Origin of the sequence: Kyrpidia sp., assembly GCF_023512215.1 — a bacterium.
Taxonomy (GTDB): domain Bacteria; phylum Bacillota; class Bacilli; order Kyrpidiales; family Kyrpidiaceae; genus Kyrpidia; species Kyrpidia spormannii.
The window spans coordinates 1-14,626 of record NZ_JAILZZ010000060.1 but is presented as its reverse complement, the minus strand read 5'-3'; the positions used below and the strand labels follow the sequence as shown (position 1 = coordinate 14,626).

The window sequence follows — 14,626 nt, the reverse complement described above, 5'->3', positions numbered from 1 at the left end:
GGCCGTGGAGGCCATCCGCCAGGCCGAATGACGGGCAGGGGGCGGCGGGGCCGGTCCCGGGCGGGCCGGCCCCGCCCCCGCCGCCGGCGAGCAGGGGGCGGTACCGCGCCCCCGCCCCCTCCAGTGGCCCATTAATTACAATATATGGATATTATTATATTTACCCCCACTCTGACCATTCTCCGCCATACCCTGCGCCAATTCCTCCGTTCCCCAGATCAGTCCAGAGGAGTACCACTCCCACAGCTAAACACGCCAAAATCGCATGCGTCTCATGACCCGGAGGTACCCCGGTTCTAAGGAGTGTTCGCGTCAAACTTGCGGTGATCCTTTTGGCGTGCACGATTCTTCCAACGGCGGCCCTGGGCACCGTCACCGGTTTTTCAGCGGATAGCGCTTTGAGGTTGCGGGCGCGGGGGCCGGGGTAGGGGGGCGGTGGTGGCGGAGTCGGTGCGAAAACTGGCGGAGGAATCGGCGTCTTCTGCGAAAGAGATCACCTCGCTCGTTGCAGACGTTCGCCAGCAGACTGTGCAGCTCAGTCAGGTGGTGGAAACGGCTGTCCAGGAAGTCAGGTATGGCGCCGACCGACTGGAACAGGCGGGTAAAACGATTTCGGGAATTGCCGACAATGCCCATCAATCGGCACGGCATATGGAGCAGGCCGGCCATCAGGTTGATCGGGTGGTAGAGGCCGTTAACCGCATTCTTCGAAACATCCACGACATCCGTACTTTTGCTCAGAAGACCGCCGACGGAACGCCAACCGTGTCCGCGGCGACAAAGGAACAGTTGGCTATTGCCGAACGGGTTTCCGCCTCAGCGGTCTCTCTGTCGAATACGGCCTCGACTTTGCAGAACGTGACAGATCGATTTAAAGTGTAGCGGCGCACCTGAACAGCCGGGCACAGTAGATGTACTGGAGGTCAACAACAGATGGGAAACTGGTATGACCCGTATATGCTTCTCGATGATCCGGTGATTGTAGCCGATGCCCGTCACAGGGTGTTGGCCGTGAACCCGGCGTATGAACGGGCCAGTGGCTTCAGGTGCAAAGATTTGACCGGTAAGGAAGCGGTCTATGCGAAACCCAAAGGGTTGATCCCCGGCACCTCCGCATCTGTCTGCGAACACGTGGAACGCGGACAGGGATGGAAAGGGATCGTAACCTGCGAGCGGGCGGACGGGGAGTTGTGGAATTTCTCCCTCACGGTGACACCGGTGCGCGCTTTCGGTCAGGTTTACTACCTTGCGGTGTGCCGCGATCTAGAAGAACTAGGGTATCAGGCGGTCGCCGAGTCCTACGAACAGCTATTTTTGCTGATTGCACAGTTGGCTGAAACCGGTGACCCGTCGGTGCAGCCGCACTTGGATCGGGTAGGCCGACTCTCCCGGTCCCTCGCCGAATGGTTGGGATGGCCGAAGGCCCGGGCGAGGTGGTTGGGGATGGCATCGGTCCTGCACGACGTGGGAAAGCTGTACATTCCCCGGGAGATCTTGTTCAAACCCGGTCCGTTGACCCCGGCGGAACGGCGGTTGGTGGAAACCCACACGACCCAGGGCGCGGAGCTCCTGACTCGTTTCAGTGAGAATATGGCGAAAATCTACGGCTACAACGAGGCGCTATTAATGGCTCGGGAGATTGCCCAGTGTCACCATGAACACGTGGATGGCAGCGGATATCCGAAAGGTCTCCGGGGCGAAGAAATCCCCGAGAGCGCCCGGATCGTCGCCCTGGCGGACGTGACCGATGCCCTTTTTTCGCACCGTCCCTATAAAATTCCCTGGGCCGCCTCTCAGGTACAGAGGTATTTGCGCACCAAAAGTGGTCGCCAATTCGATCCTAAGATGGTTCGCGTTCTTCTCGACCACTGGAAGGAAGTGGAGGAACTGTATCGCCTTCAGCCTGCCATCCCCACAGGCATTATCGGTTGAGTGTCGTTCTCGTGCCGGCAGCCGGTGGAAAGGCAGACGGCAGCAGGTTGGGAGGAAGATGAGGCCGTCGATCCACGGAAATCTTATGTGGACACCGGGCGCATGGGCCCGGTGCCCAATTTGTGAGCGGCCGGGTTCGCGTCTGCCCGAATTTGCCCGCTCCCGGGCAGAAACGATGTCGAGAGTTGTCCGCATCCGCAACGTACGGGGACTCTTGGGATGCCAACGATCCTCGGAATTACAGCGAGTCCCCGCGATCCGGGCGAAGTTCATACAGAATATAACGGAACTTGCGCTCGTTGATACCTAACACCTTACAGACTTTGCTTTTATCTTTTTGGTACTTAAACCACAGGTGTTCCACAACCCGGAATAACACTTCACGATTCAATTGTTTCAGGGTTTGCTCGAGTTCCTCCAACGTGCAGTCCTTTTTTTGCAGCCAATCCTGAAGGATCCTTTTTGTCAGTTGATCGAGATCTTGATCCCAGGAGAAACCATCCGGATCCTGCCTGCAGCCCTCCACCGCGTGCCGAATTCTGGCCGGGAGATGCTCCGGAGTGATCGGCCCCTTGCCCGCCAGAGCCATGGCATGGCGAAGGGCCTGATTCAGTTCTCGCACGTTTCCCGGCCATGCGTAGGCGGTCAAATACCGTTCGACGTCTGGTGACACGTGGTCTTCCGGAAAATCCTGTCGCTTCAAGAAATCCTTCATCATGAGCAAAATGTCGTCCTTGCGATACCGAAGCGGGGGAATTTCCAGACGAATGCCATCCAACCGGTACAAAAGATCTTCCCGAAACGTCCCCTCGGCGGCCAATTGATCCACCGGGCGATTGGTGGCGGACAAGATCCGGGCGTCACTGCGAATGGGCGATCGTCCGCCAACTCGCAAAAACTCTTTCTGTTCCAGAACCCGAAGCAGTACCGTCTGGAGGCGGACGGGCATGTCTGCCACCTCATCGAGCAGCAGGGTCCCCTTGTTGGCCAGTTCCAGCAGTCCCTGACGGGTTTCCGTTGCCCCGGTGAACGACCCCTTGTCGTGTCCGAAGAGTTCACTTTCCAGCAATGTATCGGAAATGGCTGCGCAATTGATGGCCAAGAAGGGGTTGTTCTGCCGGGAACTCGCCTCATGCACAAACCGCGCCACCTGCTCTTTTCCCACCCCGGTCTCACCCAGGATCAGAATCGGGATGTCTGAATCGGCGATGCGCATGGCGATTCGCAGAATGGGCAGCAACGGGGAATTCGCAGAGCAGATCATCCCAATCTTTCGGAGGATCGGACACAGATCCGGCCAGGGGTCATCCTCGTCCCGGTTTGGGTCGGGTTGCTTTAAATAAACACCCAGTTGGCGCTGCAGTTGATCGATATCTGTGAAGGGCTTTTCGATAAAATCCCGGGCCCCTGCTTTCATGGCCTGCACGGCGGTCTTCACCGAGGCGTACCCGGTGATGGCTATGACGGCACAATGGGGGTGCTTTCGGGTGATCTGGTTGATCAGCTGGACCCCGTCCACCGGGCCGAAACGAATGTCCACCAATGCGAGATGGAACTCCTTCTCCAATTGGAGGTTAAACTCTTCCACGGTGTGTGCTGAAGACGTCGCGACCCCGCGTTGGGCAAAAAAGCGTTGGAAAAAACGGGTGATCCCGGGATCGTCATCAACGACCAGGACGTGGGTCATTGTGCGTCACCTCACCTCCCTGGGTTGAGTGGACGGCGGGAAGAAGGACGGAAAACACAGTGCCCTCGGGGCCCGTGTTTTCCAGGAGCACATCCCCACCGTATTTTCGAGCAATGCGCCGAGCGCTGCTCAGTCCCAGTCCGGTGCCCTTCCCGGGAGGCTTGGAGGTGATGAATGGTTTAAACAAATCCGGCAAGATGGATGGATCAATTCCGGGCCCGGTGTCGCTGCATCTCAACAAGAGGCTCCCGTCTTTTCGGTTGCCCGATAGGATCAACCGACGCACGGGCTGATCTTGCATGGCATCGCAAGCATTCGAAAGGAGATGAGTCACCATTTGGACCAACTCCGAGGAGACGCCCCAAGTGTACAACGGTCCTTGGGAGAAAAACAAACGAACATCGATGGCCCGCTCTTTGAACACGCAATAAAGACTTTGAAGCGCATCATCGACGATCCGCTCCAACGAGGTCACTTCAGGCTGCAGATGAACCTCTCCGCCCCGGGCCACCACCAACAAGCGTTGCACCGCATCCCTGCACCGCAGTCCGGCCGACAGAATGTCTTCCCCCAATTCCCGCAGCATTCCTTCATCCAACTGCTTCATCAACAACTGAGCATTACCGAGAAGAATGGTGAGAGGGCCATTGAGCTCATGGGCCACCTCGCCAGCGATTTCGCCCATGATGGCAAACCGGTTGATTTGGCGCAATTCACGTTGGTAGCGTTGAATCCGTCGATACAAGAGCGCATTTTCTAAGCATACCTGAAGATGGTCGGTGAAGCGGGCCAGGAACTGTTCGTCTTTCGTCCAGGCTGTGGATCGGGGGTGGAATGTAAGGATCAGCGCCCCGAAGCGGGCATCCGCCCTTCCCAAAAGGCGAAACCAAAAGCGATCGTCCTCGGCCTCCAGGAAGTCTGCTTCCATGATCCCCTCGGCGCGAAAATCTCCCCCAAGCCCTTCGGCACTCGGCAAGTCTTTGTCCAATGTCGTGCACCGGTCACCCGGAACCGGTATCATGGTGGCGTTGCGACCGGATGTATCGTAGATCGTCAGTGTCGTTTGATCCTCAATTTCCCGCAGAGTTAGAATAATGCGGTTTAAACCCGGCCATCCCTCCAAAAGAGAACCGAGAAATCCCACCCATTCCACAGGAGATTCCTGAACGTGAAACTCGGTGACAAGGCGATTCAGCAATTCCAACTGGACATTGCGTGTGGCCAAGGTGTACACAGTCTGCTGAAGTTCTCGGTAGTATGTTTTTTTGGACGAATAAACCCCCGTCAGTTTTTCCAGTAACTGATCCAATTTTTCGGGTGTCGTCAAGGCACTCACCGTCCATTCCCCACACGAGTGCCACGCCGGGTCGACATTTTACCAAGCGGCTTCGAACAATGCCAAGAGGTCTGTGTGGGACATGTCCCTCGGATTGGTGGCCAGACACGGGTCTTGAACGGCCCGGGAGGCGTATTCGCCGATTAACTCCCTCGGAATCTCCAAGTCGCGAAGTCGACTCGGTATACCGATGTCGGTACACAGTCGCTGAATGGCACGTATGCTTTTCTCGGCGGCCTCCATAGGATGGGCGTGGTCGATGTGCTCGCCGAATGCTTCGGCCACATCCCGGAATCGATCTGGACAGGCGAGAAGGTTGAATTCGGTCACATAGGGCAACAGGACTCCGTTGATCAGGCCGTGAGGCAGATCCAGCATCCCGCCGATGGCGTGACTCATTGCGTGTACGGCTCCCAGCACGGCATTGGAGAAGGCGATTCCCGCCTGCAGGCTCGCCATCATCATGGACTCCTTGGCCCCGCTGTTGCTGCGGGATGCCACTGACTGGCGAAGGGAGGTGGCGACCAGCCGTATCGCCCGGAGTGCGTAACCATCTGTCAAAGGAGTGGCAGCCCGGGACACATAAGCTTCGATGGCGTGGGTCAAGGCGTCGATACCCGTATATGCCGTCAGTTCGGCTGACTTTGTCATCAAGGTGGTCGGATCGCTGAGACAAATGTCGGGAATAAATGACTTTGAGATCATCACCATCTTGGATCTTCTGCTCGTATCTACGATTACCGCAAACTGGGAAACGTCGGCCCCGGTGCCGGCCGTGGTGGGGATAGCCACGAGCGGAGGGAGCGGGTGCCCCACTCTGTCCGTCCCTTCGAATTCATGTACCCGGGTGCCGTGTACGACCACGGCTCCTATGGCCTTGGCTGCATCAATGACCGAGCCCCCTCCAATGGCGACCAAGCAATCACAGTGCTCTTGTAGATACTGCTGCACCCCGCTGTCGATCTCGACATCCTTGGGGTTTGGGGTGAGCGCGCTCCACAAGGACCACGGAACATCCACTGCGTCCAAACATTGAGTGACTCTCTTTGTCCATCCTGCTTCGACCACTCCCGGATCCGTCACCACCATGGCCCGACTGCCTCCGAGGCGAATCACAGCCCGTCCGACTTCCAGAAGAGCCCCATTTCCAAAAATAATCTCCGGAACGACAAACTTCGTGAGTCGCAAAGTGGCCCCTCCCAATCAGAAGGTCTTACCGATGATTATACAACAAAGTTCAACAAATAGCTGAATACCGAAAAGATTCGACATAAATAGGCCCCATGGAGGGGCCGTGACATGATAGAGTCTTAGAGTCTTAGACTTCACTCGCCGGTTGTAGGGTCCATGATATCATGAATCACCTCAATGCGATCGACTGGGAATCCACCTTTCCGGGCGTGTTCAGCGATCTGCTCTTCTGTTTGTGCTCGGTAGACACAGTAGAGCTTATCATTCGTCACATAACTGTGCACCCATTGAATACCTGGGCCCAGATCCTGCAGCACCTGATTGGACTTCTTCGCGATTTGGTGAAGCTCTTCCCGGGAAAGCTTGCCCGCTCCGGGGATCGAACGCTCGATGATGAACTTGGGCAAGTCGGTTCCCCCTTTGCGTAATGTGGAGCTGTCAGATTTCAAACACCAGCCGAGCCTTGGCCTGGGCGCTTTCAACTTCGTGGAAACATTGGTTGACGTCATCCAGTTTGCGCCTTTCGTACATCACTTTTGTCAAGCCGGAGGCGTGGATGTCGAACACTTCCTGCAGATCCACTCGGGTTCCCACAATCGATCCCTGAATCCGGATGGCGTTGAGGACTGTTTCGAAAATCGGAATCTGAACGTAGTTGTCGGCCGGGAGCGCCACAAACACCACAGTGCCGCCGGGATGGAGGCACTGATATGCTTGCTCAAACGCCTTCGGCGATACCGCCACGCTGATGGCGGCGTCCGCTCCACCGAGTTTCTGGATTTCCGCCACGGCATCCTGTTTTCTTCCGTTGATGACAAAATCCGCCCCGAGCTGTTTGGCTAAATCCAACTTTTCGTCCACCAAATCCACCGCGACCACAGATGCGCCGGCAACTTTTGCGTACTGCATGGCCAAGTGCCCAAGGCCACCAATGCCGAATACCGCTACCAGGGAGGAGGGTCGAGCGCCCGACATCTTAACAGCTTTATACGTGGTTACCCCAGCGCAGGTCAGCGGTGCCGCGTCGAAGGGATCCACTCCTTTCGGAACAATTCCGACATAATCCGCATACGCCTTGGCATACTCCGCATAAGCGCCGTCCAAGATGTATCCGGTCTGCTTCTGGCTCTGGCACAGCGTCTCCCAGCCGCTCACGCAGTATTTGCAGTGACCGCAGGCATACCCAAGCCAGGGAATGGCCACCCGATCCCCTTCTTTGACTCGGGTCACGCCTTTGCCGACACTTTCGACGATCCCGACGCCCTCGTGACCGGGAATGAAGGGTAGCTTGGGCTTGATCGGCCAGTCGCCGTGGGCGGCGTGGATATCCGTGTGGCAAAGTCCGGAGGCTTCAATCTTTACGACAATCTCGCCTTCGCCGGGTGTGGGCTTCGGTACGTCCTCAATGCGTAACGGTTCGCTGAAACTGTGAACGACAGCAGCCTTCATCCACCATCAACCTCCATTACAATGATTGAAATGTGGTACGCCCTCATGCTCAGCAAAAATGATGCCATGTCAGAATCAATCCGAAAGATGCAAAAAACAGAAGTATTTTCGGGTATACTGCGCATTGTCGAGGGCATCTATCCGACGGATAGTCCGATTTTTCGGATTCATTGGTCCGATTTTTTGGAATCGGTTCATGGGTCCATGGGCCAAGGAACTAAGAGTATGCAAAAGTTTTCCCTGCTGCATGTTCGTGGGGGCTTGGCTCCGACGGTAGCGAAAACCCGGCCAACATCCTCGGGACATTGGCCGGGCCGGAAAGTTGCCAAGGCCGCTTGTTGGTGATCAGTGTGGACTGTGTATAGTTGTGGGGGATGGACGCCCACCCGGTTCATCTCCCCGTTGCAACGGTGACTCATCTTCAGGTGCCGGGGGGACCGAGGGTGAAGCCTTGATGGTACTGTCCGTGGTCGCGGGTCGTTTCGCGGAAGATGCCGGATGCCGCACGGACAAGGTGAAGTCCTGCACATCTAGAGCACTTCGGGAAGGGAGGGGTGATAACGCCCTATTGGGCCGAATCGCGGCGGCGACAAGTTCGGCGTATGCCCTGGATCCTTGGGGAGTCAAATGGACCCCGTCGGAATAGAACCATTCGGTTTTCCCTGAACTGGCGCGATACCAGTCAATGACCGTGAGATCCGGGTGGCGGGCGGCGGCTGCGGCGAGGGTACGATTGACCACGTCCTGCCAGGGACGTGGGACCCGGACGTTGATCGCCAGGACCCGCCGGGGGGCCAGTTGGGCTAACAGATCGTCCAGTTGCCGGTCTGTGAAAGGTCCATTGGTGCCGAGCTCGATGATGACGGTGTCTCCGAGCTTTCCGGTGCGTTCCAATTCAGCGGCCACGTCACCCGCCTGGATGAATTGTCGACCCACCTTGCCATCCACGACAATTCCCGGCAAGAGGTTCTGCAGGTACGGTGCGGCGTCGAGAAGGACCGAATCGCCTACCACAGTGATTCCCGTGCCTACTTTCCCATCCTGGCCGGGATTCCCGCCTTGATCCCCGGAGGATCGGGGATTGTCCGAGGGACCGGAAGGCGAGGTTCCAGTGCCCGGCTCACCTCCGCCCGAAGAAGGTGCCCCGTCCGCGCCCTCCGTGGATCCGTCAGTAGAGGTTGACGGTCCCGGAGTGGACGGAGGAGGGCAGGTGCCCCCTGAGCCCTGATGGGGTGTCCCCGGGCGAGTGCCCGCGCTCCCTCCGGGCTGTGAAGTAGGCGCTACAGAGGCGGGCTCCGGCGGGGAGCCGCCCATGCCCGGAACGGGAGCCGTGACAGAAACGGCAGTTCCTCCACCTCGCCATGGACCCCACCCCAGGACATTCGCGCCCGCATGAGCGTGAAGCCACGATCCGGCAACGATCAGCAGGAGCGCCGCCGACAGCGCGGCCGCGCCGGTCAGGCGTGCGGGCCCCACAACTCGAACTCGACCGCCTTTGCGCAAGGTTGTCCACAGTCGGCCCAGAGAGCCAAGGGCGGGGGCCGCACCGCCAACTTGGCCCCCGGATTTTCCCCGGCGTAAAATGGGCTTCTCGATAAAACGCCAGGATAGGGCGGCCAACCCGATGCTCGCCGCTACCTGGAGTCCCGCCCGGATTCCATCCCACTGGCCGGCAGTGTTCAGAGGAGTCGTCAGGACGATGACGGGATAATGCCAAAGGTAGATCCCGTAACTGCGCACCCCGATCCACCTCAGGGGTGCCCATCCCAGGATGCGCCCGAAAGCCACACCGGGGTGCGCGGCGGCGGCCACCATTGCCAGGGTGGCCAGGGAGAGCAGCAGCATCCCTCCCGGATAGAGAAAAGGTCCGTACTCATCGGACGTCAAGATCAGAATCAAGACCACGAGGAGCCCCGCGATGCCCGCAGCGGAGAGCAGCCGCCGGCGCCCCCGGGAAAGGGCCGGTGCCAAATGTCGGCTCGGCCAAACCAGGGCCAGGGCCGCGCCGAACAGCAGCGCAAAGGCCCGGGTGTCCGTCCCGTAATAGACCCGACTGGGGTCTACTCCCGGCTGATAAATCCACGCCATCGCCCCGGCCGAGAGGATCGCTCCCGTCAAAATCCCGGTCAACATCCAGCGTCGGGACAAGCGGCGGAGTCCCAAGGCCAGCAGCAAGGGCCACAGCAGGTAGAACTGTTCCTCTACGGCCAGGGACCACAGGTGTCCAAAAGGAGAGGGCGGCCCGAATTGTTGAAAGTACGAGATGTGATGAAAAATATACCACCAGTTGCTCACATAAAAGAAGGCCGCTACCAAGTCCCCCCAGAGGCTCCCCAGCCGTCCGGGATCGGAGACAAGCAAAACGAGAATCACGGTGATCAGCAGCAGCCACAGTGCCGGGATGAGGCGGCGAAAGCGGCGCATCCAGAAATCCCGAAGATCGATCCGACCTGTTTGACGCCATTCTTCTGCCAAAAGATCGGTAATGAGGTACCCCGACAACACGAAAAAAACGCCTACCCCCAACATCCCACCCGGGGCCCAGCCCGGGTTCAGGTGGTAGGCAAGGACCGCGAGTACCGCCAGTGCTCGCAATCCATCCAGCCCGGGCATGTAGCGGCCGCCGCTTCTCATCGGTTCGGGCATACTGTCCAATCCCCTCATCCCTCGAAGATATCTTTTATCCACATCATACAGACGAAATGGGATCGGCATGTGTTACGGTTGACCATTGGCGCGAATCCTGTGTCCAGTCTGTGATATGCTTAAACGGGACGCTAATAAGAGGGCAAGATTTTGCGGAAAAAGAGGGGTTAACGGTGAAAATTGTCTGTTTCGGGGACAGCGTGACCCGGGGAATCTCCTTTTTTAGGGGCCAATTGCGCATCCAGCGACAGAATTACCCGTATTTTCTTCAGGAACGGTTAGATGGGGAAGGAAGAGATATTCAGGTGGTCAATAAAGGGGTGTGGAATGACACCTCGACCCATCTTTTACAGCGTCTCAAGGCCGATGTCCTGGACCTGGATCCGGATCTTGTACTCATCGAAATCGGGGGCAACGATTGTAATTTTCGCTGGGACGAGGTAGCAGCCAGTCCCCACGATGTTCATGAACCGATCGTTCCACTGAGGGAGTATTTAGAAAATGTGACGAGGCTGGTCAAGGAAATCGAAGGGAGAGGAACCTTGCCGGTCCTTCTCACCCTGTTGCCCCTCGACCCCGTTCGGTATTACCGACATTTGGTTCGATTCTACGGCGATAAACTGGGGCATTGGATCGGCCTCTGCGGCGGGATTGAGCATTGGCATGGCATGTACAATCGTTTCCTGCGGCGATTGATCAGCGACTTAAATATATCTTGGATTGATCTGCGCAATCGATTCAAGCGAAAGGGTGACTTGCAGGAGTTACTCAGTGACGACGGCGTTCATCCTTTACCAACGGGTTATCGGGCGATGGCGGAGTGTATCCTGGAGGGCCTGATCGAGCTCGGCCTGGCGAAACCGGCCAGGGGTTGATTGGCGCCGAATGGGCGCGGCCCCCGGGCCGGTAAGGGGATCCAGTGCCTGCACCGTCAGACTTCGGACAACCGATTTTGAACTTTGGGCTTGTCGTAGGCCACGTCCCGATACCGGGCCGGAAGGTCGCCGCAGAAGGGCCAGTTGCGCCGTTTAAGAAGTTCCAGGGGCGTTTCCCAGGCAATCCGCTTTTGCGCCTCGTCGGAGATCGGCATCTCTTGGAATCGTTTCCATGAAGCCCCTACCGATTCGATGGCCATGGCGTAATCGCTGCCGTACAGAACCCGGTCTGCATATCGCTCCATCAAGGGATACAGGGTCTCACCGAGCCCGTCCTCGTCGGCGGAGGCCACGGCCCCGGTCCCGTCCAAGTACAGATTCGGGAACCTCTCCAGCCAATCAAAGGCCTTAGGGATCTCGGGATATAACATGTGGGCCGCGACGGTGATCAACTTCGGGTGCCGCTGGAGGATCTGTTCCAAATCCGGGGTGATGCCGGAGCGGCCATAAAAGGCATCGTAACCGGTGTGGACGAAAAAGATGGCTCCCGTGTCCTCCAGGTACTGATAGACCGGCTCGAGCAAGGGGTGGGACAACTCCAGCCTCTGGGCGTACGGGTGCAGCTTGAGACCGACAAAATGGCGGTTCTCCAAGGCCTCCCGAACGATCGGTAGGGGATCGCCATCGTGAACGTGGACAGACACAAAGGGCAATGCTTCCGGGGTTCGCAGGGCGAACTCCGTCTGCCAGTCCAGAATCTCGACACTTGTCTTGGGAAAGATGGGAAAAAAGAAGTTAAAAAAATACGTAATTCCGGTATCCCGGATGTGCCGCAGCAGGTCCTCCTCGGTGGTCGTCTCCGGATCCAAACCCATGTTAAAACCGGCTTTGACCGCCCAGCGGATGCCGCTTTTCATCCGCTTTTCCGCCATGATGTGCATGTGAGCGTCCAGTCGGTACGAACTCATGTTCTGTCTCCCTCCTTTTGCGGTCCCGGTTTCTGGTCTTCCTCGATCCAGCGCCGCACCAGGTCGAGATCAACGTTTCCGCCGCTGAGCACGCAGACGATGGGGCCGCCGCCCGCCGAGGTGCCGGCCTGGGTCGCGGCGGCCACAGATACACAACCCGAAGGTTCCACGAGCAATTTTTCTTCCCCGAGCAGCTCGAGCAGTGTCCGGTGAATCTCCGCATCACCCACCAGCACCAACTCGTCTACATATTTTTGGACAATCGGGAAAGTAAAAGTTCCCGGGTGGCTGGACCGCAGGCCGTCGGCGACGGTGGTGCTCACTCCAATATCCACGATGTGGCCCGCACGGCGGGAAAGATACGTATCATTGGCGAGCTCCGGCTCCACTCCGTAGATCCGGGTGCGGGGCGACCGATTTTTGATCGCTGTGGCAATGCCGGAGATCAGCCCGCCACCGCCCACGGGCACGAATACCGCCTGTACCTCGGGCAGCTGTTCGAGGATTTCCAGACCAATCGTCCCCTGGCCGGCGACGACGTGGGGGTCGTCATAGGGGGGAATAAAAATAAACCCGCGTTCTCTTGCCAAATTCTGTGCCAGGTCGATCCGTTCGTTTGATGTTTTCCCGTGTCGGATCACTTCGGCCCCGTGGCGAAGAATGGCCTGTTCTTTGACCGGCGCTACAGTTTCCGGCACGATGACGGTACAGCCCAGTCCCAGGGACTTGGCAGCAAAGGCGACGGCCTGGCCGTGGTTTCCCGAAGAACCGGTGATCACTCCGAGGGGAGATGACCCGGATTCAAGTAGGGATTTGATCTTGTTGGTTGCCCCGCGAAGTTTGAACGAACCTGTGCGCTGCAGGTTTTCGCATTTCAGATACACGGGCGCACCGGCTTTCTCCGAGATGCGGGGGGCGTACAGTAGGGGAGTGGTGGTTACCTGCTCCCCAATGCGCCGGCGCGCTTGTTCGATGTCTGAGAGCGTCACCGCGTCTTCGTGGTTCATCCTTCGAATCCTTCCTCTCTCCAGGGGGCCGGCCAGGCCTGGCCCGGTGTTAGCGAACTTTCAGGATGATTTTACCCCGGGAGTGACCGGATTCGCTCAGTTCGTGGGCCTTGGCAACCTCTTCCAATGGCAACACAGCGCCGATGGCGGGTTTGATGTGTCCCTGTTCGATCCACTTCCCGATCTCCTCCAGCTTTTTTCCGTCCGGTTGCAGGAAAAAGTAAGCCCGGCGGATGCCTTTTTGTTCGGCCAGGGCCAAGTCCGGCGGCATGACGATAGACACCAACATGCCCCCTTTTTTTAGGACGTTCATGCTGAGAAGTTGCACCTCGCCGCCGAGGGTGTCGAACACCACATCCAGATCCCGAAGGGTCGCGGTAAAATCCTCCTGGGTGTAGTCAATGACCCGGTCTGCGCCCAATTGTTTTGCAAAATCGACGTTCCGTGTGCTGACCGTCGTAATGACCTGGGCACCGAGGAGTTTTGCAATCTGAATCGCAAAGCTGCCGACTCCGCCCGCCCCGGCGTGGATGAGCACGGTGTCGCCAGGTTTCACGCCGGCATGATCGATCAGTGCTTCCCGGGCGGTCAAGGCCGCTAAGGGTACAGATGCTGCTTCTTCGAAAGACAGATTGGCCGGCTTTTTAGCCACCAGTGATTGGTCCACCGCCACGTACTCCGCGTACGTGCCATCCCGCTCGATGTCCGGCCGGGTGAAGACCTCGTCCCCCACCCGGAAACGAGTGACTTTCGGTCCCGTCTCCACCACGGTTCCTGCGGCGTCCCACCCGAGGATCAGGGGGAGGCGATGGTTCAGCCGACTTTGTAAATACCCCCGGCGGATTTTCCAGTCCACGGGGTTCACCGAAGCGGCATGGACCTCGATGAGCACATCCGTTTCCCTGAGTTCCGGTTTGGGGACATCGGCGATTTTGAGCTGCTCCGGGCCCCCGTAGTTCTCGATCAGCACCGCTTTCATTCCTACCGCCTCCTTTGTGCGGACGTTGTTCTTCGTCTATCCCCAGTATAGCGAAAAAAATGACGACGGGGGAAAGCGGTTGCACGGGGTGCAACCTGCTACAACGTGAACGTGACGATGGTGAATCCCACGGGCCGCCAGGCCTCGCCCGATCCCACCACATAAGGAGTGCCGGTGAGGGGCACGCGCCAAATGGTCAGTCGGTAGATGGTGTACTCGGGATAGGTGGCCAAATTCAACTGAGTTTCGGGTGGTACATCCGTTGAGAACTCTCCGACCACCGGGTACCCTGTCCCGACGTTCCATCCCAATGATTTCGAAAGCAGCGTGGAACTGACCGGCACCGAAGTAGAAAATCCAGATTGAATCGTCTCTGATACTCCGGTACCGATGCGCATCGGCCCGGGACCGGAAACGGAACTTAGTATCTCTTGTCCCGTGCGTGACCAAGGTTGTACCTCGTATTCAATGGAGAGGTACGGGTTGCCAACGGGCATGGGCGGGATCATCGGCGGCGTTATCCGAGCGCCGGATTCCGCCGGTATAAGGGACAGCG

At 58.0% G+C, this 14,626-nt stretch carries 12 protein-coding genes and 1 pseudogene; 3 read left to right on the top strand and 10 right to left on the bottom strand.

Annotation, left to right across the window (positions count from 1 at the left end; all coding sequences use genetic code 11):
• Positions 1-426 precede the first annotated feature (426 nt).
• Positions 427-882, top strand: a pseudogene (locus K6T64_RS14770) (methyl-accepting chemotaxis protein); the annotation flags it as partial.
• A gap of 51 nt (positions 883-933) precedes the next feature.
• Positions 934-1,932: an HD domain-containing phosphohydrolase gene (locus tag K6T64_RS14765; protein WP_288010842.1), complete on the top strand. Its 999-nt coding sequence runs from the start codon at positions 934-936 to the stop codon at positions 1,930-1,932.
• Positions 1,933-2,170: 238 nt separating this feature from the next.
• On the opposite strand, the gene K6T64_RS14760 is transcribed toward K6T64_RS14765, so the two are convergent.
• From K6T64_RS14760 to K6T64_RS14735, 6 genes are all read right to left on the bottom strand, one after another.
• Positions 2,171-3,619 carry a sigma-54-dependent transcriptional regulator gene (locus K6T64_RS14760; protein ID WP_288010841.1) on the bottom strand — a complete coding sequence of 483 codons (1,449 nt, stop codon included), beginning with the start codon at positions 3,617-3,619 and terminating at the stop codon, positions 2,171-2,173.
• Positions 3,597-4,955 (bottom strand): sensor histidine kinase, encoded by a 1,359-nt coding sequence (locus tag K6T64_RS14755; RefSeq protein WP_288010840.1) that lies wholly within the window; start codon positions 4,953-4,955, stop codon positions 3,597-3,599. The genes K6T64_RS14760 and K6T64_RS14755 overlap by 23 nt, the downstream gene beginning before the upstream one ends.
• Positions 4,956-4,994: 39 nt before the next feature.
• Positions 4,995-6,143, bottom strand: coding sequence for an iron-containing alcohol dehydrogenase (locus K6T64_RS14750; protein ID WP_288010839.1), 1,149 nt, complete (start codon positions 6,141-6,143; stop codon positions 4,995-4,997).
• Between the two features lie 137 nt (positions 6,144-6,280).
• Entirely contained in the window at positions 6,281-6,553 is a 273-nt protein-coding gene (locus K6T64_RS14745) for a DUF4242 domain-containing protein (protein ID WP_100667392.1), read from the bottom strand.
• A 31-nt stretch (positions 6,554-6,584) separates the two neighbouring features.
• Entirely contained in the window at positions 6,585-7,595 is a 1,011-nt protein-coding gene (gene adhP / locus K6T64_RS14740; RefSeq protein ID WP_288010838.1) for an alcohol dehydrogenase AdhP, read from the bottom strand.
• 345 nt (positions 7,596-7,940) lie between these two features.
• Positions 7,941-10,241 carry an acyltransferase family protein gene (locus tag K6T64_RS14735; protein ID WP_288010837.1) on the bottom strand — a complete coding sequence of 767 codons (2,301 nt, stop codon included), beginning with the start codon at positions 10,239-10,241 and terminating at the stop codon, positions 7,941-7,943.
• A gap of 173 nt (positions 10,242-10,414) precedes the next feature.
• Between K6T64_RS14735 and K6T64_RS14730 the strand changes: the two genes are divergently transcribed.
• On the top strand, positions 10,415-11,116 hold the full coding sequence (locus K6T64_RS14730) for an SGNH/GDSL hydrolase family protein (RefSeq protein WP_288010836.1): 702 nt from the start codon (positions 10,415-10,417) through the stop codon (positions 11,114-11,116).
• A 56-nt stretch (positions 11,117-11,172) separates the two neighbouring features.
• Here K6T64_RS14730 and K6T64_RS14725 read toward each other — a convergent pair whose 3' ends face one another.
• The 4 genes from K6T64_RS14725 to K6T64_RS14710 form a co-directional block, all read right to left on the bottom strand.
• Entirely contained in the window at positions 11,173-12,084 is a 912-nt protein-coding gene (locus tag K6T64_RS14725) for an amidohydrolase family protein (protein WP_100667397.1), read from the bottom strand.
• Positions 12,081-13,091: a threonine ammonia-lyase gene (locus tag K6T64_RS14720; RefSeq protein WP_288010835.1), complete on the bottom strand. Its 1,011-nt coding sequence runs from the start codon at positions 13,089-13,091 to the stop codon at positions 12,081-12,083. The genes K6T64_RS14725 and K6T64_RS14720 overlap by 4 nt, the downstream gene beginning before the upstream one ends.
• A 49-nt stretch (positions 13,092-13,140) precedes the next feature.
• Positions 13,141-14,070 (bottom strand): NADP-dependent oxidoreductase, encoded by a 930-nt coding sequence (locus tag K6T64_RS14715; RefSeq protein WP_100667399.1) that lies wholly within the window; start codon positions 14,068-14,070, stop codon positions 13,141-13,143.
• A gap of 98 nt (positions 14,071-14,168) precedes the next feature.
• Positions 14,169-14,626: hypothetical protein (locus K6T64_RS14710; protein ID WP_288010834.1), on the bottom strand; the 458-nt coding region annotated here is incomplete at its 5' end.